Genomic DNA, 20328 nt, shown 5'->3' on the forward strand with positions numbered 1-20328 from the left:
GCCTCTAGTGTATCAAGTCCACCCTTGCTGTGTGTGAAAATAATAATATCATCAGGTAGATCTTCTAATACTTGGATGATGAATTCCTTATTTTCTTGTGGGGATGCCTCAGATTCTATGTCGAGGGACTCATAGTTTAGTCCTTGCTCAATTAACCAGTCTTCGTGGTCACTGAAGATGTCACCAATAAGGTAGTCAATTTTAATTTTTTGATTCGATATTGAGCTAAATGATTGAGAAAGAACTCCTGGGATTAATAGAATAGTTTGAGATTTGAGATAACTGATTAAAAGCTCTTTATTGAACGATTGATTTTGGATCTGTGTTTTAGAAAATAAATATTCTTCAGACACATCAATGCCTGTTGCAAATACATTACAAGATAGGATGAGAAGAAGAATAATTGTCTTAACTTTCGACACTCGTCAATTCCTTAGCTGGCTGTTGAACACTATTTCAGGTACTTATCTAAGTATGTCCTTTATCTACTAATATAGTTACAAGTATGATGCCAAAGCTCTAAGGCCTTGTTTTTATTTATATGTAGGTTGTGAGGAAAGTTTTTTATTTTTCTAGTATTGACACTAATCGTTTTGAAACCATCTTATAGAAAGATATGAATAAGCTTTAGGAGCAGAAATAAAATGACTACGGAAAATACTGAAAATTTAGAAGCTAAAGTTGAAGAGAGTGCACCAATTTCTGAAGAGATTGAGAATGAAAATGACAACGTTGAAACTTTAGAAGTTAAAGAAGAGCAATCAGAAGAAGAAAAAGCTGAGGCTGAGCAAGAAGACTTTAAGGCGAAGTTTTATTATCTAGCAGCCGAGATGGAAAATCTTAAAAAGAGACAGGCTAGAGAAACAGATAATCTTCTTAAATATGGAAATGAAAAAGTTCTATCATCTTTATTAGATGTTTTAGATAACTTAGATAGAACACTTACAGCTATTGAAAATGATGAAGATGAAAAAGTTAAAAATATTTACGTAGGTGTAGATATGGTTAAGAAACAATTTTCTGATGTTCTTCTATCTAATGGGTTAACAGAAATAGAATCTGTAGGTAAAACTTTTGATCCTAATTTTCATGAAGCTATGGCGCAGCAGCCTGCTGAAGGAAAAGAGAATGATGAGATTATTTCAGAGTTTCAAAAAGGTTATATATTAAATGGTCGTTTATTAAGAGCGGCAAAAGTAATAATAGTAAAAAATTAATTATAAAATAATAAAGGAGATTACCATGGGTAAAATTATTGGAATAGATTTAGGTACAACAAACTCTTGTGTTTCGGTTCTTGAAAACGGAAAGTACAAAATTATTGCTAATGCAGAAGGGCACAATACAACTCCTTCAGTAGTTGGTTTCGCTAGCAACGGTGACAACTTAGTTGGTCAAGTAGCAAAAAGACAAGCTGTTACAAACCCTACTAAAACATTATACGGAATTAAGAGACTAATCGGTCGTAAGGCAGATACTCCAGAAGCTAAGAAGTTTGCTGATGTTGCTCCATTTGAAATCTTTGCAAATAAAAACGGTGATGCTTGGGTTAAAGTTGATGGAAAAGAAATGTCTCCACAGGAGATTTCTGCAATCGTTCTTCAGAAACTAAAGAAAGCAGCTGAAGACTACTTAGGTGAGTCTGTATCTGAAGCAGTTATTACTGTTCCTGCATACTTTAACGATGCTCAAAGACAAGCAACAAAAGATGCTGGTAAAATTGCTGGTCTTGAAGTTAAAAGAATTATCAATGAGCCAACTGCTGCGGCACTTGCTTACGGACTTGATTCAAAAGTAGATAAGAATATCGCTGTATTTGACCTCGGTGGTGGTACTTTTGATATTTCAATTCTTGAAATTACGACTGACGGTGTTTTCGAAGTTAAGGCGACTAACGGTGATACATTCCTAGGTGGAGAAAACTTTGATGAAGATATCATTAACTTCCTAGCTGAAGAATTCAATAAGACTGAAGGAATTGATTTAAGAAAAGATCAAATGGCACTTCAAAGACTTAAAGAGGCTGCAGAGAAAGCTAAGCATGAGCTTTCAAATGTAAATAGCACTGACGTTAACCTACCATTTATTACTGCTGATGCTTCAGGGCCAAAGCATTTAAACATTAACCTTTCTCGAGCTAAGTTTGAGTCTTTAATCGCTAAAGATTTAGAAGCTCTTGCAAGACCATGTTTAACTTGTCTTGAAGATTCTGGACTTGATAAGAACGAAATTGATGAGGTTATCCTTGTTGGTGGTTCAACAAGAATGCCAGCTGTTCAAGCTAGAGTTCAAGAGATTTTTGGTAAGGAAGCTTCTAAAGGTGTTAACCCTGATGAAGTAGTTGCTGCTGGTGCTGCCATTCAAGGTGGTGTACTTGCTGGTGACGTAAAAGATGTTCTTTTACTAGATGTAACTCCACTTTCTCTAGGTATTGAGACTCTTGGTGGTGTAACAACTAAAATCATCGACAAAAATACAACAATTCCTGTAAAGAAATCTCAAGTTTTCTCTACAGCTCAAGATAATCAACCAGCTGTTTCTATCCACGTACTTCAAGGTGAGAGAGAATTTGCTAATGATAACAAAACTCTTGGTAGATTTGATCTAACAGGAATTGCTCCAGCTCCAAGAGGTGTTCCTCAAGTTGAAGTTATCTTTGATATCGATGCTAACGGAATCGTAAATGTTTCTGCTGTTGATAAAGCGACAGGTAATAAGCAAGAAGTTAAGATTACTGCTGGTTCAGGACTTTCTGATGATGAAATCGAAAGAATGGTTAAAGAAGCTGAAGCTAATAAAGATGCTGACTCTAAAAGAAGAGAAATCGTTGATACTAGAAATGGTTTAGATGCTTTAATTCTTAGCAGTGAAAAAATGATTAAAGATGGTGGAGATAAAATAGCTGAAGGTGATAAGAAAGAACTTGAAGCTGCAATTGAAGCTGCAAAAGGGAAACTAGAGTCTGAAGTTCTTGATGAGTTAAAAGCTGAGCAAGAAAGACTACAGAACGCTTCTCATAAAATTGCACAACAAATGTACCAACAGCCAGGTGCTGAAGGTCAAGCTGGGCCAGATATGGGTGGTGAGCAACCAGGGCCAGAAGCTGGACAAGCTAAGAAAGACGACGATGATGTTGTTGATGCAGACTTTAAAGAAGTTTAATTGCACAGAAGGCTAATGCCGAAAGAATAAATAATGATGTAGAGGTGTTCGGTGGTTAAAATCATCCAACACCTCTTCCTCGTATAAGGAATATTATGAGTAAGAGAGATTATTACGAAGTTCTAGGGGTTGAAAAAGGCGCTGGTAAGGACGAAATTAAAAAGGCCTATAGAAAAAAGGCCATGAAATATCACCCTGATAGAAACCCTGATGATGCCGAGGCTGAAGCAAAGTTTAAAGAAGCTTCAGAGGCAGCAGAAGTTCTTTTAGATGAGAATAAGAAATCTCGTTACGATCAGTTTGGACACGCAGGTGTAGACGGACAGGCCGGAGGTGGATTCGGTGGTGGCGGTTTTGGAGACTTTGGAGACCTTGGAGATATCTTTGGAGATATTTTTGGTGGTGGAAGAAGTAGAGGCGGGCGTAGACGCTCGGCTGCTAGACCAGGAAATGATCTACAAATGACTTTAGAGGTTGATTTCTCTGAAGCTGCTTTTGGTTGTGAAAAAAATATTAGTCTGACAAGACTTGCAGAATGTGAAACTTGCCATGGAACAGGTGGTAAAGATGGATCTAAACCTGTTAATTGTGACATGTGTGGTGGTATGGGTGAAGTAAGAAGACAGCAAGGCTTCTTTACAGTTTCTCAAACTTGTCCTAAGTGTTCTGGAGCAGGGCAAACAGTAAGTGACCCTTGTGGAACTTGTCATGGTGATGGAAGAACTAGAAAGAAAACAGAGCTTGAGGTTAAAGTTCCAGGTGGAATTGATCATGGACAAAGACTTAAGCTAACTGGTGAAGGTGACGCTGGTTCTAAAGGTGGACCTGCTGGTGACCTCTATGTTGTCATCGATATCAAAGAACACGAACTTTTCGAAAGAAATGGTTTTGATGTTCACTGTACAATACCTGTTTCATTCTCTCAGGCAGCTCTTGGCGCTGAGGTTGAAGTTCCAACTCTTGATGGAAAAGTTTCAGTTAAAGTTCCTACTGGAACTCAATCTGGAAAGAAAATGAGATTAAAAGGAAAGGGGATTCAAAGACTTGGTGGATATGGTAATGGTGATCAAATCATGCATATCCATGTTGAAACTCCACAAAAGTTATCAAAGGAGCAAGAAGAGCTCTTCCAAAAGTTATCAACTTTTGACACAGAATCTTCTCATCCGATGAGTAACGGCTTTTTCGATAAAGTTAAAAACTTATTTCAATAAGAATTAAGGCCTTCAAATGAAGGCCTTTTCTTTTTTAAATATAGAAGTGCCATCATCATTAATCCAATAAGACTTAAGCTAAATAAACCTCTATCTTTATTATGAGTAATTGCACCACAGCTTGCAGGCAGTTTGTCTTCATTAGGGTAGAGATAAGTCAGTCCATCCTTATCATCCATAGTTAAACGCTCCTGAGTTTTCGCCCCAACTGAATAATACATCAAAGCAACTTCATCCGAAGAGTGTCCTAGCCCAAGTGCATGCCCAAGTTCATGTGCAATTACTGCTGTTTTTTCTGATTGTCCTTGGTTGATAAAGTTACCATTGGCATTTACAAGAAAGGCCCCTTTTGGTCCATCGGAATAGTTCCCTATGCCACCAACTCCAAGTGTGGAGTCACTAGAAGGACTTGGAAATAATGTTGTATTAGTACTACATCCAACAATTATTGTGTTAGGAGAAGTTGTAGATGCTGCTTGTCCTATAGATGTCATTGAATTTAAAGTTGTGGAAACAATACTTCCTTTTATAATCTTTATGTTTGCAGTGGTCACTCTATTCCAATATTCTTCTGCGGCTTCTTCGACCATATCGAGTAGTACTGAGTTAGTCATACCTGCAGAAGCGCAGCTATCACTTGATACATTTACTGTTATTTCATTCGCTGAAAACTTAGTTGGTGGACTGGTCGTTAGCGTGAATGCAAAAGAATTAAATGGAAGCAGAAATATTATTAATAGTTTATACATATAAAAATCCTAAAGGTAGTAAGCGATTGAGAGTGAGTAGCTAATATCTCTTTTGGATGAGATGGGTTCAAATAGATAGAACTCTAGCTTTGTTGCGTAATGCTTGTTCCAAGAATTTTCAATTCCAAGATTCCATGTTGTGTTGTAGGTAGTTTTAGATTCACTTGGACGGTAAAATGTAGATGTTCCAGTTCCATTAGCAAGGGTTACTGCAGCTCCATCAGAGCTTATGGAGGTTTTAAATATACCTATTCCATATCGAAGAACTAAGTTTGATCTCAACATATAGCCAAGGTCTAAAAGAAGAAACATCGTAGACTTCTTGTACTCATCATACTTTTTTGAAGTGTGAAAAACGTATCCAAATTCAGTCATAAATATATGGTTGAATGGAGCTCTTAATATAGTATTTACAAAGATATATGGCTCAAAAGAAAAGGTTCTTCTAGAGCCATCGTCTTCCTTTTGTGTACTAAGTCCAAAGGGGACATACCCTCCAGCACCTACAAGGGAGTAAGAATTTATGGATGTAATTAAACTTAAAGTAAGAATGATAATTTTTAGCAACGTCAGCTCCTGTCGTTACATAGTAATAAATTTTATTTAAGAAGAAAGACGCGCTCGTTCTAGAGTGTTTTAGTTAAGTACCATGGGATACCAGCAAGCAGGTCTCGGTTTTTTTAGAACACCGTTTAGGCTAGTGTCTAGACGGCATTGTGAACTTGGATAGAAAGTAGGAGAAGTATTAAGCTCTCTTGCAACTTCAGTTGATCGAGTACTGAAGTGAACAGTATCTCCAAGGGTTTTAAAGAAGAATATATTACTTTCAAGTGCAGTAAGAGCTCTTAAGCAGTAGTGATTGTTCTCACTTTCTCTACAAAAATTGAGGTTAAATTTAGATTTTGATACTTCGACTGTTTGAGCAAGATATTTAAAAACTATTGGTAAGCATATTTTAGTGGCAAAGTAATCAGCTTGTCCTTCCGTAGAAGAACCAGAGTCTTTAAAAGGAGCTTTCCCAATCCCATGACCAATCTCATGGCAGGCGGTAATAGCAAGTCCGTCGAGGCTCATCTCACTCAACCTAGCGAATCCACCAAAGAGGAAGATATTATGTGAGTTCCCTTGTCTTGAGTACGAGGCGTGTACTACATCGAGGCTCCACCAATAGTCTTCAGGTAAGTTGTAGGTGTTGTTAACGGTTAGAGTATGTTCACTATTTGGTTTTAGCTCATCAAAAGCTCTATAAAGTGCATCTTTTAAATCTATAAAGTCTTCAAAATTAATTGAAGCTGAACTATTGAGCGAAAGTAGTAGTAGAAGGACTATTCTTTTCATAAGGAGTTCTATCTTTTGATATGAAAAAAGAGTAGAGGATTAAGTAAAAATTACTTATAGGAGCTACATTTTCTGTTGGATGCTTTAGAGTGCCATTAACTGGAGATAATATGAACTTACTAAAAATTCTTGTATTTATAACACTTTCAATAGGCTCTACAATTGCTTGTGAGTTACCATTTCAGGTAACAACAAACGATACTCCTTCTTATGAGAACTGTAAGGGATTGATTATACAAGTGATGAAAGAGCAGAATTGTCCTGAAAAAGAAATAAATATTGTGAAGCTTACTTCGATAAAAGTTAGTGCACATGCAAATGGCGTTTCATTTTGTTCATTAACTACTGGTAGAGGTGTATATTCAGCTATGGAAGACTTTATGAGCGAGCCTCCAGTGAGTTCTGTCTTTTTTTCTATTTGGGATTAGTTAAATATCTTAAATATATAGCGAATGCTGACTGGTGTCATATAAAAACAGCCTAGCTCTTTCTTTTTGCATACCGTACAATTGTCTTTTACTTTTAACGGACTAAAAGAGAAGAAATCATGAAAAAGATTATTTTTACTATTATATTATTTGCGTTTAGCTCTTGCACTGGAATATCTCTTCTTTCTGGAGGAGATCCGAGTGACCTTTATTCTGAGAAATTTTTAACTTTTATCACTTCAGTAAAAGAAGATTATAAAAAAGGTCAGTCTGAAGTCGCTTTAAAAAAGTTGAAGTCTTATCAAACTGAAACACTTTTACCAACAGAGAAGGCCCTTCGAAGAAATTTGATTGGTGTAATTAATTTTGGTGGGAAAAATTATGAGCAGGCCATTTATAATTTTGAAATGGCATTGTCATCATCAAGACTTGATAAAAACTTAACAGCTCAAATTCACTTAAACCTAGCCAGCTCATATTATAAAATGGGTTATTTAGATAGGGCGTTTTCAACTCTTTCAATAACTGAATTTAAAAACTTAGGAGCAGTGGAGAGTAAGAAATTTCACAAGTTAAACTTTAATATTGCAAATGAACTTGAGAAGCCTTCTAGTGCGATGAAGTCGCTTATTTGGTACCTTTCGTCCATAGATTCTCTCAGTGCACTGAAGTCTGAAGTAATGTATGAAAAATTGATGGGATCATTTTTTCAGCTAGAAGAAAAGCAAAAGAGAAGATTATTACAAGAGTTTGAAGATGAGCCAATCTTAGTTGTAGGTTATCTCGGTTATTTAGAAGCTGAAAAGTTGTACTATAAAGGTAAGAAAGAGGACGCTAAAGAACTTTTAGAGTGGGTAGAAGATAGATATAGCAACTTTCAAGAAGTATCTCTATTAGTCGCGAACTTTAGGTTTAGATTAGAGAACTTTACGAAAATGAATCCACACTCTATTGGAGTTATTCTTCCTAGGACAGGAGATAAAGTAGAGTTTGGTAAAAGAGCATTAATTGGAATAGATAATGGTATTAGAGAGCTCAATAGTAAGTTAAAAGGAAAACCTCCATTTGAAATATTTGTTAAAGATAGTGAAGGAAGTGGAGTTGTTGGGGCCTATAGGGTTAAAGAGCTAGTAGAAAAAAACTATGTTTCTGTAATAATCGGAGGATTATTCTCATCTGAAGCTACAAAAGAATACTTAGAAGCTAGAAAACATGGTGTTTTCTTTATTTCTCTATCTCAAATTTACTTACCTAAAGAGGAAAAAAATCACCTACTATTAGAAATTCCTGGTTCTGTAGAGTCTCTTGTCGATAACCTCTTTTCTGAAGAGATGCTGGCACATTTTGGAAAGAAAGCCGCAGCAATATATCCTGATTCTGAAAGGGGAAGGGCCTATATTGACGAATTTTGGAGAAAGGCTAAGATTCACGATGTTAAAGTAACCAATGTTAAGACATATGATAAAAGTAAGACTGACCACAGAGAAACTATTCAAAAGCTTCTTGGTCTAAAATACAAAAGAGAGAGAGAAGAAGAGCTTTCAATTATGGAAGACATTCACTCTTTAGAAAAAAATCATTCAACAAGAAGAATACAAAACCTTAAGCCTATTATAGATTTTGACTGGGTCTTTATTCCTGCATTTCCTAATGAGGCCTTACAAATAATTCCATCATTTACTTATTTTGATGCTTTTAATCTAAATATTATAGGTGGTCCAAGCTGGAGATCTCAGGCCTTAAGTAGAGAGAGCTATAAGCTTGGTTCTCTCTATTTTGTTGGAGATGACTTTAGTATCAAAGATAATACATTTGTTAATAACTTTATTGATAGATATAAGATCAAACCAAGATTAATTGAGATGAGAGCTTATGATGCCTTTAGAGTAATAAGTAGCGTTCTTTCGGATAATTCTCCTGAGACAAGAGATGAGTTAGAAATGATTATTAGGAATAAAGAAAACTTGTCTGGAATTACTGGAGCCTGGTTTTTAAATGATGGAGTATGGCTTAAGAAAATGGTTCCTTTAAAGCTTAAAAGAGGAAAGATAGAACAAGTAATTCTTGAGGCTAAAAGTGAAGAGGCCAAGGCTACTTTATAGGCCTTGGTGGAGAAATAAATCCAATTCCGTAACTCAAATTAATCAATCCCTGAATTAAAATAACTTGAAAGAAAAGATTCATTCTCTTTTCTTTCGAGCATATTTTCCAGCTTAATGTGATAAGGGATATCAAGTAAATGAATAGTGGTATAGATAATAATACACTTGGAAATAATGCAATATATACTAAGTACAAGAATGCTATGCTTGGAACTAAGTAGATAGGTTGGAAACTATTAGGATAAAAAAGAAATGATTTCATTCTAAAGTTTGCACTTTTCATTACAGTGAAAATCATATGAAATAAATTACTCTTTCTCTTATGGTGAACAAATAGGTTTCCGTAATAGTGAGTAGTCTTTCCTTCCTTCAATAGTTTATTTAACAACACATTCTCTTCATTTCTAAAAAATCTACTATCAAAGCTATTTTTTTCTTTATGAAAAATAGATGTTTTCATCCATAAATTACAGAGAATTAGATCTTGCTCAGTAGCATCTGATTTAAATTGATTAGAAACGACATGCCGTTTTCTAGAATGAGCTGTGGCTAGTGGAGAAGTTAAAGCAAGAGAAATTGCAGCTTCAAGTCGACTTTCATTTGGATATGAAGTGTCTGGTCCTCCAAAAATATCTAGAGACTTAAGCTCTATATTACCTTGAGCTATTTTGAAGTAATCTTCGCAGGGGATAATATCATCGTCTAAAAAGCATATCCAAGGGGTCTCAACTAGCTTAATAAGTTCATTTCTCACCTCTCCAGGAGTCATTTTAGGAAAAGACTTGAAGGTCACTTGGGAAATGTTCTGAAGATATTGTGAGCTTTTTGGATCATTACCATTAATACCAACTAGAATTGGAACTTCTGGAGCTTGGTGACGTATTTCTGAAATACATTTTTGTAATAAGTCTGCTCTATCGTATGTAACAATTAAAATTGAATATTTCATAATAAACTTTTGCTAAATATTGTTTTGTCTTATTATAAACACATGTTAACAGAATATCGTAATAAATTTAATTTCTTTGATCTTGAGGTTGTTGTTTTCAATGACTCTGTCGAAAACAAGAGAAAATTAGATAAAGACTTTTCATATTTTAAATCAGATTTAGAGAGTGATGAAACTTTCTTGAAAATAATTGTATATAAAAAAAATCCACCGTTTGAGAAAGTTCCTGATAGAAAACCTACCTTTAATAGAAAGTATTCAATTACATACGATGAAGGTCCTATCCGTTTTAATAAGTATGGCAATAAGGCCTTAACTATTATTGATTACTCTAAAGAAGTGGTAGAGGTTTACTCTCTTGATGAAGATCTTTTACATGAGCTTTCTTATTTGATCATACTATCTAGAGTTGGGAAGAAAATGGATTTGATGGGAGTGCATCGTATTCATGGAATGGCTTTTCGTCTTGGAGAAGTAGATGCTGTCTTCATGATGGAAATGGGCGGGGGAAAGAGTACCCTTCTTTCTCATTTATTAAACTATGATGATATTGAACTTCTCTCTGATGATACACCTTTGATAGATAAGTCTGGTAAGATTTTACCTTTTCCTCTAAGACTTGGAGCCTACCCAGATATTATTAAAAATATAAAGAAAGCAGAAGAGAATATATATCTTTTAAAAAGACAAGAGTATGGCACTAAAGTATTAATTTCCATCGACGGTATAACGAATAAAGTAGCTTCAAAGAAAGACGCTTTAAAGCAGATATTTTTTCAAGGAAAAAGAGTTGATGGTTCAAGCAGTAGAATAATTAAAGCAAACATTATTCAGAAGTTTTATTATCTTGGATACAACATGGTTATTGGATTTGGTCTTCCAATGATATTTGAATATTTTTGGGAAAAAGGTATTAATGACTTTTTTGTAAAAGTAAAAATAGCATTCTATAGATTTATAAGTATGTGTAGAATAATATCAAGAAATGATTTCTATATATACGAAACAGGAAACAACCCGAAATTGAATGCGGAAATATTATATGATTTTCTAAAAGAAAAGTAAGGCTTTATAGGCCTTACTTTTTACCAGCTTGGATTCTTTTTAAGATTCTTGCTTTTTTCTTAGCTTGACCTTTTCTTTGCTTCATTTTTGTAATTGTTCTTTTTCTACCCATTCCCATGAGATATCCTTTTGCTATGTGTTATATCTAATTTTAGTTTCCTCATACTAAGAAAAATGACCCACTCTGACAAGCAAAAATTCAAAATCTGAGATATATAATGATTAGCTGCAGCAATGTGGCTTTTATTTGTCTTTATGGGGATTTTAGTCACTTAGGTGTTGTCAATAAAAAGGGCCAAGTGGTACATTTTATTATTGTATTTTTTTTATTTAAAAAGGATTTCGACTATGGCCGTCAAAGGAAAGACAGCGAAAAAAACGACAACGTCGTCAAAGAAGAAGACAAAAGTTTCAAAAAAGAAAGCACCTACGACAAAGTCGAAGAAAGTTTCTAAGAAAACAGCTTCATCTAAGAGTTCTGTTCGCGCTAGCTTAAAGAAAAGTAAGAAGGCAAGTACTCTAAAAGTTAAATCAACTGCAAGTAGTGAGTTAGCTGCTTCTGTAGATCCATATTCTCTAGTGCGTTTATCTACAAAGCGTCAGGTAAACTCTGTTGAAGAGAAAAAAGCAAAGCTACGTGCAAGAAGAATTCATTGGAATAAAGACAAAGAGAAAATCGCGATAGATATGCTTGAAAGATATACTGGTCATGAGATTGGTGATTTTCAACAACAAATTATACTTACAAACTTTCATTACTATATTGAGCGTTTTAATGTTTTATTAGACGACTCTCATTATACGAAAGGTTCTGCTTTTAAGGCCTCATCTTCGAAAAAGGCACAAGTAACAATTATTGAGTTTGGTGTTGGTTCAGCAATGGCTGCACTAATTGGTGAACTAGTTTCTGTTGTTAACCCTAAAGCAGTATTATTTTTAGGTTTAGCAGGCTCGGTTCATACTTCACTTAAAGTGGGTGACTTTGTACTTCCTATCGCTTCAATTAGAGGTGAAGGTGTTTCTGATCATTTCTTACCTCCACAGGTTCCAGCATTACCAACATTTAAAGTACAAAAATTTGTTTCTCAAATTTTAGTTGAGCATGGTCATGATTATAGAACAGGGACTATACACTCGACAGACTTTAGATTCTGGGAATTCGACGATAGATTCAAGCAGAATTTAATTGAAGAGAGAGTTCTAGCTGTAGAGATGGAAACCGCTGCTCTATTTACTGCTTGTTTTGTCAGTAAGGTAAATATTGGTGCATTACTACTTATCTCTGATTGCCCTATGAAAAAAGGTGGGATTAAAACTAAGAGTTCTGCAAAAGAAGTATTTAAGAAATATACAGATATTCACATCGAACTTGGTATTGAGGCTATGGCCGACATTGCTGAAAGAGGTGAGAAAGTAAGACATTATAATTGGTAATTTAAGAAAATAAAAAATAAGGAATTCATAATGTTCAAGAAAGTATTAGATTGGTTTTCAAATGATTTAGCAATTGACCTAGGTACTGCAAATTGTCTTGTTTACGCTAAAGATAGAGGGATCATTGTAAATGAGCCTTCAGTAGTTGCTGTTCATCAAGGTATGAAAGGTATTAATAAGGTACTTGCTGTAGGTAAAGAAGCAAAAGAAATGCTTGGTCGAACTCCAGGTAGTATTAAGGCAATTAGACCAATGAGAGATGGTGTAATCTCTGACTTTGAAGTTACTCAAGCGATGCTAAAGTACTTCATACAGAAATCTCTTGTTGGATCAAAATTAATTAAGCCTAGAATTATAATTTGTATTCCTTTTGGGATTACACAAGTTGAGAAAAGAGCTGTAAAAGAATCTGCTGAGCAAGCAGGTGCTAGAGAAGTTTATTTAATTGAAGAGCCGATGGCGGCAGCGATTGGAGCAGGACTTCCTATTACTGAACCTTCTGGAAATATGATTGTTGATATTGGCGGTGGAACTACAGAAGTCGCTGTTATATCTCTAGGTGGTATTGTTTACTCTCAATCAGTAAGAGTTGCAGGTGATAAATTTGATGAAGCGATTACTTCATATATCAAAAAGAAATATTCTCTATTGATTGGTGAAAGAACTGCAGAAGCTATTAAAATGTCTATCGGTAATGCATATCCATTTGATGATGAAGTTAAGACTTATGAAGTTAAGGGGCGTGATTTAATTGCAGGAGCTCCAAAAATTATCGAAGTAACTTCTGATGAAATTAGAGATGCACTTGCAGATCCTATTGCAGAAGTTATTGAGTCTATTAAGGTCTCTCTTGAGAAGACACCTCCTGAGCTTGCTGCTGATATAGTTGATAATGGAATTATCTTAGCTGGTGGTGGATCATTGCTTGCTAATTTAGATGTATTAATAAAAGAAAAAACTGGTTTACCTGTTTCTTTAGCTGAAGATCCACTAACTTGTGTAGTTAGAGGTTGTGGAAAGGCATTAGAGTCTATTCACTTATTAAGACAGGTTGCTACATTATCATAAATCTTTAAATGACGAGGTGGCTTTCATGGTGGAAAGCTCTAAAGAAAAGTTCACAGGATTGAACGTATCAGAGATCTCTTCAAAGATCTCAAGTTTTGTAAATGGCGAAAAGCCTATTAGAGTCTGGAGTAAGGGCGAAGAGCCCGTACTTGCCTTTGTAAAAGAATATAAAGAGCAAGTACTCTCTCTAGATATTTCAAATAACCTGATCGAGTCTCATAAATTACTAAAAAGAGTTTTTGTAAATTTTTCTTATAATGGTGTGGATTACTTTGCAAAAGGTGATCTTGTTTCTGATGAGAATGGTAGAGTCGTTGTTAAGTTAGGTGAAGACGTTTTCAAAAGTGAAAAGCGTGCTAATGAAAGATTACTAACATTTCCTCATCATCAAGTTTACGCTTACTTTAAAGTTTATTCTGATGAAAATAATAGTAATATTATTTCTCTGAATAGATTTAATGAAGCGCCTTCAAGTGCAATAGATACATTTGTATCAGAAAGGCGAAAAAGTATTGTTGGTGAAAGTGATGGTGTTGCAGAGCTAATGGGGTTTCGAATTTTAGATATCTCAAGTAGTGGTTTATCATTTTGTGCGAACAATAGAGAGACTGGTTACTTTGTAGGATTAGAGGAATCAAGTAATGTTGAATTTACTCTGATGTTTGATGAGAAGCCTTACACTCTTAAATGTGCTGATATCGTCTATATTGTTGATTATGTAAATTCGAGGGCATCTAAAGTTCCTATGAAGAAGATAGGCGTACACTTTAATGAAAACGAAGACTTAAAAAGTCATCTATTAAAATTTATGGACTCTTCTGGAGTATTTAGAGAAGTCGATAAGAATATAGAATCATTTCTAGCGGATTAAATTATGAAGAAAGTACTTCTTTTAGTTAGTCTTATGTTTATAAGCTCTTGTGCCTATTTTAAGAGCGTAGGAATTTCTAATCCTTTTTCTTTTAAGAGTAGCCCCGACTCAGGAAATACAGATAAAGTTACAAAGAAGTTTCAACTTACTGATAAGGCCGGAAAGTTTTTGATCGAAAGAGAGAAAGGTTTTAATAAAAGTAAAAATCAATTCATTGTAAAGAAAGTAGTAAAGGCAACAGGCGGCTCTAAAGAGCTTGAAAAGCTCATTGTTATATCAAAACTAGGCAGCTTGAAGAAAAGTCTAACAATCTTGAAACCAGAAATTTCAGAATATAGTGTTTGGTTTGAGGGAAAAAAATATGTCTCTCGAATGGAAGTTAATGAAGAGACGAAGTCTATGGATGTAAAATTGTTCTCACCTGAAAAACAGTGGCAGGGAAAGAGCGTATTTCCATTTCCAAAAACAATGGGTGTATTTTGTTACTTTTCTCAGTTAACTGAATGTGCAAGAGCTACAGGGTTTATTGATCAAGCAATCAAAAGAGACAGTGGGTCAATGAAGGTTGTTATTATTTGGGAAGGTTATCCCTACTTTCAGGAGCAATACTTAAATATTCCTAATGAAGTTTTTACAGAAGGTGTATTTGAGTACGATGGAAGAAATGCAAATGGAGAGAGGCGATTTACTCTCAATATTGCAGGACAATCAATATTTTATTTTTTAGATAGTAATAAAGAGTTAATGAAAAAGTTTTGGGTATCTCAAGGACTTTCAATGGTGGAGATTAATTAATGGAACAATCGCTTAAAAAACTTGGATACTCTTTCTTTACAATGTTTATAGCTGTGAGTGCAATCTTTATTGTTTTAAGAGCAACTCCTGGGGACCCTGTCGAAAAAGTCTTGGGTGCTGAGGCAAAGCCTGAAGAGATTATAAAATACAGAGCTCAGCTAGGTTTAGATCAACCAATGATCATTCAATATAAAAATTATCTCGTAGGTGTAGTAACCGGAGATATGGGTGAAAGTCTTTTTAAAAAACAAGAAGTGAAGACTTTGATTAGTAAGCATATGGGACCGACAGTTATTCTGGCCTTTATCTCTGTGGGCTGTGCAATGTTTATAGGAACATTTCTTGGGATCGTCGCAGGATTTAAAAGGACAGGTGTTTTTGATAATGTCTCTAGAATTGTTTCTTTAGTGTTTCTTTCTTTTCCTATATTCTCATTAGCACCAATATTAGTTTATATTTTCTCCGTTAAGTTAGGTTTACTTCCAGTGTCCGAGTGGGGTGGAGTGAAGCATACTATCTTACCTCTTATCACTTTAATTATTCCATTAAGTGCAGTTCTAATGAGAGTTTCTAGAAATAAACTTTTAGAAGAAGCTGGAGAGCCGTGGGTACAAGTTCTTAAGTCTAAAGGATTAAGTGAGCTACAGGTACTAAAGAGATTAACAAAAGTATGCTTGCCAACAATATTGAATGTCGTAGCGATACAGTTATCTGTAGTTCTTGCTGGAACAATGATTACGGAAACAATTTTTGATATACCAGGAATGGGAATGTTACTTTTTGAAGGAATCCAAAATAGAGATTATCCAGTTGTTCAAGGTGTAATTATTTATTCAACAATCATATATATGAGCGTTTACTTTATTGTTGATTTTTGTAACTCCAAAATAGATCCAAGGATTCAGGCTTAGTTATGTCTAGAAAAATGAATAAAGAAATTAAAATTGGTACAGTACTTCTTTCATCTTATTTAGTTTGGGCAGTGGGCTGGTTAATATATAGCTACTTTATTAGAGGATCAATTACATCCCCGTACTTCCCGGTTACAGATATGACAAAAGAGTTAGTATTTCCTGGTAATCATGGCTTTCTGTTAGGGACTGATATATATGGACGATCTGTTGTAGAGATTTTATCAGCAGGTCTTGCATATAGCTTAGGAGTCTCTTTACTAGTTAGTTTGACTTCGGCAAGTATTGGTATCGTAATTGGTTATTTATCTGTTACAGGGAGTAATGTAATTAAGGTTGGGAGTGACTTAATTATAAACCTCATATTTATTTTCCCAAGTATATTGATTGCAATTATGGTGATGTCAGTCACAGGTCAATCCTTTTGGGGCTTAGTATTTGCCTTAGTTATTACGGGATGGCCGGGTTACGCTCGAATTGCTCGTGGTGAAACAATGAGGGTGATTAACTTAACTTATGTTGAAAGTGCAAGAGCTGTAGGAGTTCCAGAGCTAAGACTTTTTTTAAAAGTGATTGTTCCTGCAATTTTACCTCTAATGATGGTTCATATTGTTTTAGGTGTTAGTGGAGTTATTATTAGTGAGGCAGCATTAGGATTTTTAGGTCTTGGTGGATCTGAGTATTCATGGGGAGCAATGCTTTCAATTGCTAAAACAGTACTCTTAGAAGCACCATATATGGTCGTTACGTTATCAGCAGTTATGGCCGGACTAATTATTGGATTAAATTTACTAGGTGATGGGTTAAGAGATTACTTAGATCCAAGAAAATCTTTTTAATAGGTTAACTTTCACCGATTCCAAGCGGTCACAAAATAATATATGATTAATCTACTAAAGGTGGAAGAATGAGTAAATTAGGACAATTGATTATTACAGGAATTTCAGGAACAGCTCTTTTAGAAGAAGAGAGAAAGTTCTTAGAGAAAGAAAATATTGCTGGAGTAATTCTTTTTTCAAATAATTATGAATCTCCAGCGCAATTAGCTGAGTTAATTAATCAGATTCAAACAACAAGAAAAGAATATCCGTTATTTGTATGTGTAGATAACGAGGGTGGCCGTGTCTTTAGATTTAAGAGTGGCTTTACTAAAGTTCCTCCAATGATGGAGCTAGGAAGTTTAAATTCTCCAAAGACAGTATTTGAGTGTAGCCAAATCATGGCAAAAGAGCTTAAGGCCTGTGGTGTAAACTTAAACCTTGCACCTGTGTGTGACATTGTAAATAATGAACAAAATAAAGTTATAGGAGATAGAGCATTTGGGAAAAGTGCTGAAACAGTATCTAAATATATATCTTCCGTAATTCGAGGTCTGCAAACGAGTAATATTCTTTCGTGTGCTAAGCATTTTCCAGGTCATGGATGTACAACTAAAGATTCTCACTTTGATTTACCAATTATAAAAAAACCATTAGATGAAATAAGAAATGAAGAATTTCTACCATTTATTAAAGCGATCAAGTCTAGAGTTGAATTTATTATGATGGCGCATGTAATAGTTGAAGAAATTAATCCAGATCTTCCAACATCTCTATGTCCTGAGGCATATAATATCTTAAGAGATGAATTGCGTTATACTAAACTCATTATATCTGATGATATGCAAATGAAGGCAATCGCCGATAGATATTCATACGAGGAAGCTGCAGTGATGGCAATTAATGCTGGAGCAGACATTATAGAGTATAAAGACATGGAGTTTGCAAAAAGAGCGCTTGAGGGACTGAAGCAAGCACAGAAAAATCAAACTTTAAAAAATGAAACAGTACTAGATCGCTATAATAGAGTGATGAATTGCAAAGAAAGAAATTTGAAAGAGTATAGTCCAGTATATATTCCTGAAATAAGTAAAGTCGTAGGAACTAAGACTTCTGAAGCTTTTATTGATGAAGTTAGAACAAAAATTGAAAATTTAAATTCCTAATCTCTTTAGTCTATTATTCTAGATGGGATGCTTTTTTTGCCTCTAAGCATCCTAATTACATCCTTTTGATATCCTATACTTAGATGAAAAAATGGGGATATCATATCGTTTTACTTTTACTGACTTTCTTGACGCTAATTGCGCCAACAGAAACACTCGCACAAAATGCTCGTTACGAAAATTTAAGCTCTAGAGAGCTTGTAGCATTACTGAATGAAGAATGTGCACGTGGGCAAATGGCAAACTGCTATGAAGCAGGGCAAATGTATTTGAATGCTGAAAGTGATGCTTCAAAGGCGAAGGGAAGAAAGCTAGTCGATAAGGCCTGTAAGGGAGGACATGAAAATGCATGTGAATTCTTAAAGGGTGGACTTGCTAGAGATACAGGATCTGATCTTTTATTTTACTCATCAATTGGTTTAATTGGCCTGGCCGTTTATCTTGTTACAATTATGATGTTTCAGGATGAAGAAGAGTTTAAAGCATCTGAAAAATTAGAAGATGGTGAAAAGAAGCATGGACCACCTGAAAACTATGGAATTGTTCTACGTTATTCTAAGCCATTCTTTAAGAGATATGTAACCCCCATAGTCTCCACAATGAAATCCAAAAAGAAAATTAAGGAGAAGTATAGACGTAAGTTGGCATCAGCAGGACTTACTGACGTTCTTACACCAGAGGATTTCTTCTCATTTAAAATATTCCTTATTGTTGGTTTTCCTATTGTGTTCTTTGGCGTGAGAGTTTTTCTAGAAGAAGATTGGCCACTAAGTATAATTCCAATTATTGGTGCTGTAGGTTTCGTTTACCCAGATATATGGATAAAGGGAAGAATTCAAATGAGACAAAAAGAAGTCATTATGGCGATGCCGTTTTGTGTTGATATGTTAGCACTATCTGTTGAGGCTGGTTTAGACTTTGTAGCGGCAATGACAAAAGTTGTGGAAAAAGCAAAGAAGACGGCCCTCTCTGAAGAGTTTGAAACTATGATTAAAGAAATTAGAATTGGTGCAAGTCGAGCAGAGGCCTTGAGAAATTTAGCATGGAGAATAGATCTTATTCAAATATCATCGTTCTGTGCGACTCTTATTGCTGCCGATTCCGTAGGGGCATCGATAGGTCCTATTCTAAAGGCCTTGTCTTTAGAGATTAGACAAAAAAAGTCATCAGAGGTTGAAAAAGCAGGGGCAACAGCTGCAACGAAGATATTATTTCCAATGTTATTTTTGATCGTTCCTGCAGTATTTATCGTTGTTGCCGCACCTATAATTCTAGAACTTGTTGTAGGTAAGAAGTAGTGGCAAAAATAGTTAAATTTAAAGATGAAATTATCTGTAAAGACTTACAAATAGCAGATGACTTTGTATCTAGGCTTATTGGTCTTATGTTTAAGAAGGATATGTATGGATTTGATGGATTATTAATAAAGCAATGTAATTCAATACATACATTTTTTATGAGATATGCGATCGATATTATATTTTTAGATAAAGATTTGAAAGTAGTGAAAGTGATTGAGAATATGAAGCCTTGGCGCGCAACTCTTATGTACTTTAAGGCAGCTCAAGTGCTTGAGTTAAAGAGTGGATCACTTAAGAATAAGATAAAAAAAGATGATCAATTGGAAATGATATGTACAAATTAGTTGTCGTAGGTGGAAAACTTAGAGGACAAGAGTTTGAGCTCCATGATGGAGAGAATACTCTTGGTAGGAGTGAAGATTGCGATATTCACTTTCCTGTAAATGGGGTCTCTAAAAAACATATGGGTGTTACCGTAACTAAAGATGCGGCTTACTTACAAGACTTAGGAAGTTCGAATGGAACTTTTTTAAATGGTAAAATTATAAAGCGGGCCACAATTAAAAATGGTGATAAAATTGCGCTCCCTGACTCTATTTTACAAGTTGTCTTTGTTGCAGAGAAGAAAATAATTATAAAGAAAAGAGCTCATGAAGAAGAGGATGATGAAGATATTGACTTCATGACAGAAACTCCTCCTGCTCCAGATTCTATACCTGCAAAAATAATTTGGGCATTTAAGTATAAGTTGATGCCTGTTTTTCACGGAATTAATGAAGAATATGAATGGAGAGTTCTATTTGGAATATTGCTAACTATTCTAAGTATTATAACTATTACGTTAACAATTTTTCCAGTTATTCAAAGTAGTAAGAGAACACTTCTATTGGAAACAGCAGAACGTGGTGCTCATTACGCAGAAGAGATTGCTAGAACAAATGCACGTGCTCTCGAAGC

Annotated in this window: 21 protein-coding genes; 16 read left to right on the forward strand and 5 right to left on the reverse strand. The window is 34.9% G+C overall.

Annotation, left to right across the window (positions count from 1 at the left end):
* On the reverse strand, nt 1-422 hold a 422-nt coding region (locus ABX784_RS08940; RefSeq protein ID WP_372654682.1), incomplete at its 3' end, for a hypothetical protein.
* A 222-nt stretch (nt 423-644) separates the two neighbouring features.
* Between ABX784_RS08940 and ABX784_RS08945 the strand changes: the two genes are divergently transcribed.
* From ABX784_RS08945 to dnaJ, 3 genes are all read left to right on the forward strand, one after another.
* On the forward strand, nt 645-1217 hold the full coding sequence (locus tag ABX784_RS08945) for a nucleotide exchange factor GrpE (RefSeq protein ID WP_372654683.1): 573 nt from the start codon (nt 645-647) through the stop codon (nt 1215-1217).
* A 25-nt stretch (nt 1218-1242) separates the two neighbouring features.
* Complete coding sequence (gene dnaK, locus ABX784_RS08950) at nt 1243-3162, forward strand: molecular chaperone DnaK (protein WP_372654684.1); 1920 nt, start codon at nt 1243-1245, stop codon at nt 3160-3162.
* Between the two features lie 95 nt (nt 3163-3257).
* On the forward strand, nt 3258-4376 hold the full coding sequence (gene dnaJ, locus ABX784_RS08955; protein WP_372654685.1) for a molecular chaperone DnaJ: 1119 nt from the start codon (nt 3258-3260) through the stop codon (nt 4374-4376).
* On the opposite strand, the gene ABX784_RS08960 is transcribed toward dnaJ, so the two are convergent.
* The 3 genes from ABX784_RS08960 to ABX784_RS08970 all read right to left on the reverse strand — a co-directional run bounded on the left by ABX784_RS08960 (nt 4370) and on the right by ABX784_RS08970 (nt 6463).
* Nucleotides 4370-5125, reverse strand: coding sequence for a matrixin family metalloprotease (locus tag ABX784_RS08960; protein WP_372654686.1), 756 nt, complete (start codon nt 5123-5125; stop codon nt 4370-4372). The genes dnaJ and ABX784_RS08960 overlap by 7 nt on opposite strands.
* Before the next feature lie 9 nt (nt 5126-5134).
* The gene (locus ABX784_RS08965) at nt 5135-5692 is read right to left on the reverse strand and encodes a hypothetical protein (protein WP_372654687.1); all 558 of its coding nucleotides are present in this window, start codon (nt 5690-5692) and stop codon (nt 5135-5137) included.
* 69 nt (nt 5693-5761) lie between these two features.
* Nucleotides 5762-6463 carry an ImmA/IrrE family metallo-endopeptidase gene (locus tag ABX784_RS08970; protein WP_372654688.1) on the reverse strand — a complete coding sequence of 234 codons (702 nt, stop codon included), beginning with the start codon at nt 6461-6463 and terminating at the stop codon, nt 5762-5764.
* A 110-nt stretch (nt 6464-6573) separates the two neighbouring features.
* On the opposite strand from ABX784_RS08970, the gene ABX784_RS08975 reads away from it, so the two are divergent.
* Together ABX784_RS08975 and ABX784_RS08980 are read left to right on the forward strand one after the other, a co-directional pair.
* Nucleotides 6574-6891: a hypothetical protein gene (locus ABX784_RS08975; protein WP_372654689.1), complete on the forward strand. Its 318-nt coding sequence runs from the start codon at nt 6574-6576 to the stop codon at nt 6889-6891.
* Between the two features lie 119 nt (nt 6892-7010).
* A complete protein-coding gene (locus ABX784_RS08980) occupies nt 7011-8993 on the forward strand; it encodes an ABC transporter substrate-binding protein (RefSeq protein ID WP_372654690.1) in 1983 nt (660 codons plus the stop codon).
* Here ABX784_RS08980 and ABX784_RS08985 read toward each other — a convergent pair.
* Entirely contained in the window at nt 8983-9942 is a 960-nt protein-coding gene (locus ABX784_RS08985) for a glycosyltransferase family 2 protein (protein WP_372654691.1), read from the reverse strand. The genes ABX784_RS08980 and ABX784_RS08985 overlap by 11 nt on opposite strands.
* A 42-nt stretch (nt 9943-9984) precedes the next feature.
* On the opposite strand from ABX784_RS08985, the gene ABX784_RS08990 reads away from it, so the two are divergent.
* The 11 genes from ABX784_RS08990 to ABX784_RS09040 form a co-directional block, all read left to right on the forward strand.
* On the forward strand, nt 9985-11007 hold the full coding sequence (locus ABX784_RS08990; RefSeq protein ID WP_372654692.1) for a hypothetical protein: 1023 nt from the start codon (nt 9985-9987) through the stop codon (nt 11005-11007).
* Between the two features lie 348 nt (nt 11008-11355).
* A complete protein-coding gene (locus ABX784_RS08995) occupies nt 11356-12441 on the forward strand; it encodes an AMP nucleosidase (RefSeq protein WP_372654693.1) in 1086 nt (361 codons plus the stop codon).
* Between the two features lie 30 nt (nt 12442-12471).
* Nucleotides 12472-13509, forward strand: coding sequence for a rod shape-determining protein (locus tag ABX784_RS09000; RefSeq protein ID WP_372654694.1), 1038 nt, complete (start codon nt 12472-12474; stop codon nt 13507-13509).
* Nucleotides 13510-13534: 25 nt separating this feature from the next.
* The gene (locus tag ABX784_RS09005; protein ID WP_372654695.1) at nt 13535-14380 is read left to right on the forward strand and encodes a hypothetical protein; all 846 of its coding nucleotides are present in this window, start codon (nt 13535-13537) and stop codon (nt 14378-14380) included.
* A gap of 3 nt (nt 14381-14383) precedes the next feature.
* Nucleotides 14384-15175 (forward strand): hypothetical protein, encoded by a 792-nt coding sequence (locus tag ABX784_RS09010; RefSeq protein ID WP_372654696.1) that lies wholly within the window; start codon nt 14384-14386, stop codon nt 15173-15175.
* Nucleotides 15175-16086 (forward strand): ABC transporter permease, encoded by a 912-nt coding sequence (locus tag ABX784_RS09015; protein ID WP_372654697.1) that lies wholly within the window; start codon nt 15175-15177, stop codon nt 16084-16086. The genes ABX784_RS09010 and ABX784_RS09015 overlap by 1 nt, the downstream gene beginning before the upstream one ends.
* Before the next feature lie 14 nt (nt 16087-16100).
* Nucleotides 16101-16925: an ABC transporter permease gene (locus ABX784_RS09020; RefSeq protein WP_372654698.1), complete on the forward strand. Its 825-nt coding sequence runs from the start codon at nt 16101-16103 to the stop codon at nt 16923-16925.
* 68 nt (nt 16926-16993) lie between these two features.
* Nucleotides 16994-18070: a beta-N-acetylhexosaminidase gene (nagZ, locus tag ABX784_RS09025; protein WP_372654699.1), complete on the forward strand. Its 1077-nt coding sequence runs from the start codon at nt 16994-16996 to the stop codon at nt 18068-18070.
* Between the two features lie 83 nt (nt 18071-18153).
* Nucleotides 18154-19368, forward strand: a complete 1215-nt coding sequence (locus ABX784_RS09030) for a type II secretion system F family protein (protein WP_372654700.1) — start codon at nt 18154-18156, stop codon at nt 19366-19368.
* Complete coding sequence (locus tag ABX784_RS09035) at nt 19368-19715, forward strand: DUF192 domain-containing protein (protein ID WP_372654701.1); 348 nt, start codon at nt 19368-19370, stop codon at nt 19713-19715. The genes ABX784_RS09030 and ABX784_RS09035 overlap by 1 nt, the downstream gene beginning before the upstream one ends.
* A partial coding sequence (locus tag ABX784_RS09040) for an FHA domain-containing protein (protein ID WP_372654702.1) occupies nt 19703-20328 on the forward strand: 626 nt, incomplete at its 3' end. The genes ABX784_RS09035 and ABX784_RS09040, both read left to right, overlap by 13 nt.

The sequence above is a fragment of the Halobacteriovorax sp. genome (assembly GCF_041587335.1).
Lineage (GTDB): Bacteria > Bdellovibrionota > Bacteriovoracia > Bacteriovoracales > Bacteriovoracaceae > Halobacteriovorax.

Excerpts from the sequence above, each read along its gene's own strand:
- ABX784_RS08945 (WP_372654683.1), top strand. The coding sequence starts at position 645 with ATGACTACGGAAAATACTGAAAATTTAGAAGCTAAAGTTGAAGAGAGT.
- dnaK (WP_372654684.1), top strand. The coding sequence starts at position 1,243 with ATGGGTAAAATTATTGGAATAGATTTAGGTACAACAAACTCTTGTGTT.
- dnaJ (WP_372654685.1), top strand. The coding sequence starts at position 3,258 with ATGAGTAAGAGAGATTATTACGAAGTTCTAGGGGTTGAAAAAGGCGCT.
- ABX784_RS08960 (WP_372654686.1), bottom strand. The coding sequence starts at position 5,125 with ATGTATAAACTATTAATAATATTTCTGCTTCCATTTAATTCTTTTGCA.
- ABX784_RS08970 (WP_372654688.1), bottom strand. The coding sequence starts at position 6,463 with ATGAAAAGAATAGTCCTTCTACTACTACTTTCGCTCAATAGTTCAGCT.
- ABX784_RS08975 (WP_372654689.1), top strand. The coding sequence starts at position 6,574 with ATGAACTTACTAAAAATTCTTGTATTTATAACACTTTCAATAGGCTCT.
- ABX784_RS08980 (WP_372654690.1), top strand. The coding sequence starts at position 7,011 with ATGAAAAAGATTATTTTTACTATTATATTATTTGCGTTTAGCTCTTGC.
- ABX784_RS08985 (WP_372654691.1), bottom strand. The coding sequence starts at position 9,942 with ATGAAATATTCAATTTTAATTGTTACATACGATAGAGCAGACTTATTA.
- ABX784_RS08990 (WP_372654692.1), top strand. The coding sequence starts at position 9,985 with ATGTTAACAGAATATCGTAATAAATTTAATTTCTTTGATCTTGAGGTT.
- ABX784_RS08995 (WP_372654693.1), top strand. The coding sequence starts at position 11,356 with ATGGCCGTCAAAGGAAAGACAGCGAAAAAAACGACAACGTCGTCAAAG.
- ABX784_RS09000 (WP_372654694.1), top strand. The coding sequence starts at position 12,472 with ATGTTCAAGAAAGTATTAGATTGGTTTTCAAATGATTTAGCAATTGAC.
- ABX784_RS09005 (WP_372654695.1), top strand. The coding sequence starts at position 13,535 with ATGGTGGAAAGCTCTAAAGAAAAGTTCACAGGATTGAACGTATCAGAG.
- ABX784_RS09010 (WP_372654696.1), top strand. The coding sequence starts at position 14,384 with ATGAAGAAAGTACTTCTTTTAGTTAGTCTTATGTTTATAAGCTCTTGT.
- ABX784_RS09015 (WP_372654697.1), top strand. The coding sequence starts at position 15,175 with ATGGAACAATCGCTTAAAAAACTTGGATACTCTTTCTTTACAATGTTT.
- ABX784_RS09020 (WP_372654698.1), top strand. The coding sequence starts at position 16,101 with ATGAATAAAGAAATTAAAATTGGTACAGTACTTCTTTCATCTTATTTA.
- nagZ (WP_372654699.1), top strand. The coding sequence starts at position 16,994 with ATGAGTAAATTAGGACAATTGATTATTACAGGAATTTCAGGAACAGCT.
- ABX784_RS09030 (WP_372654700.1), top strand. The coding sequence starts at position 18,154 with ATGAAAAAATGGGGATATCATATCGTTTTACTTTTACTGACTTTCTTG.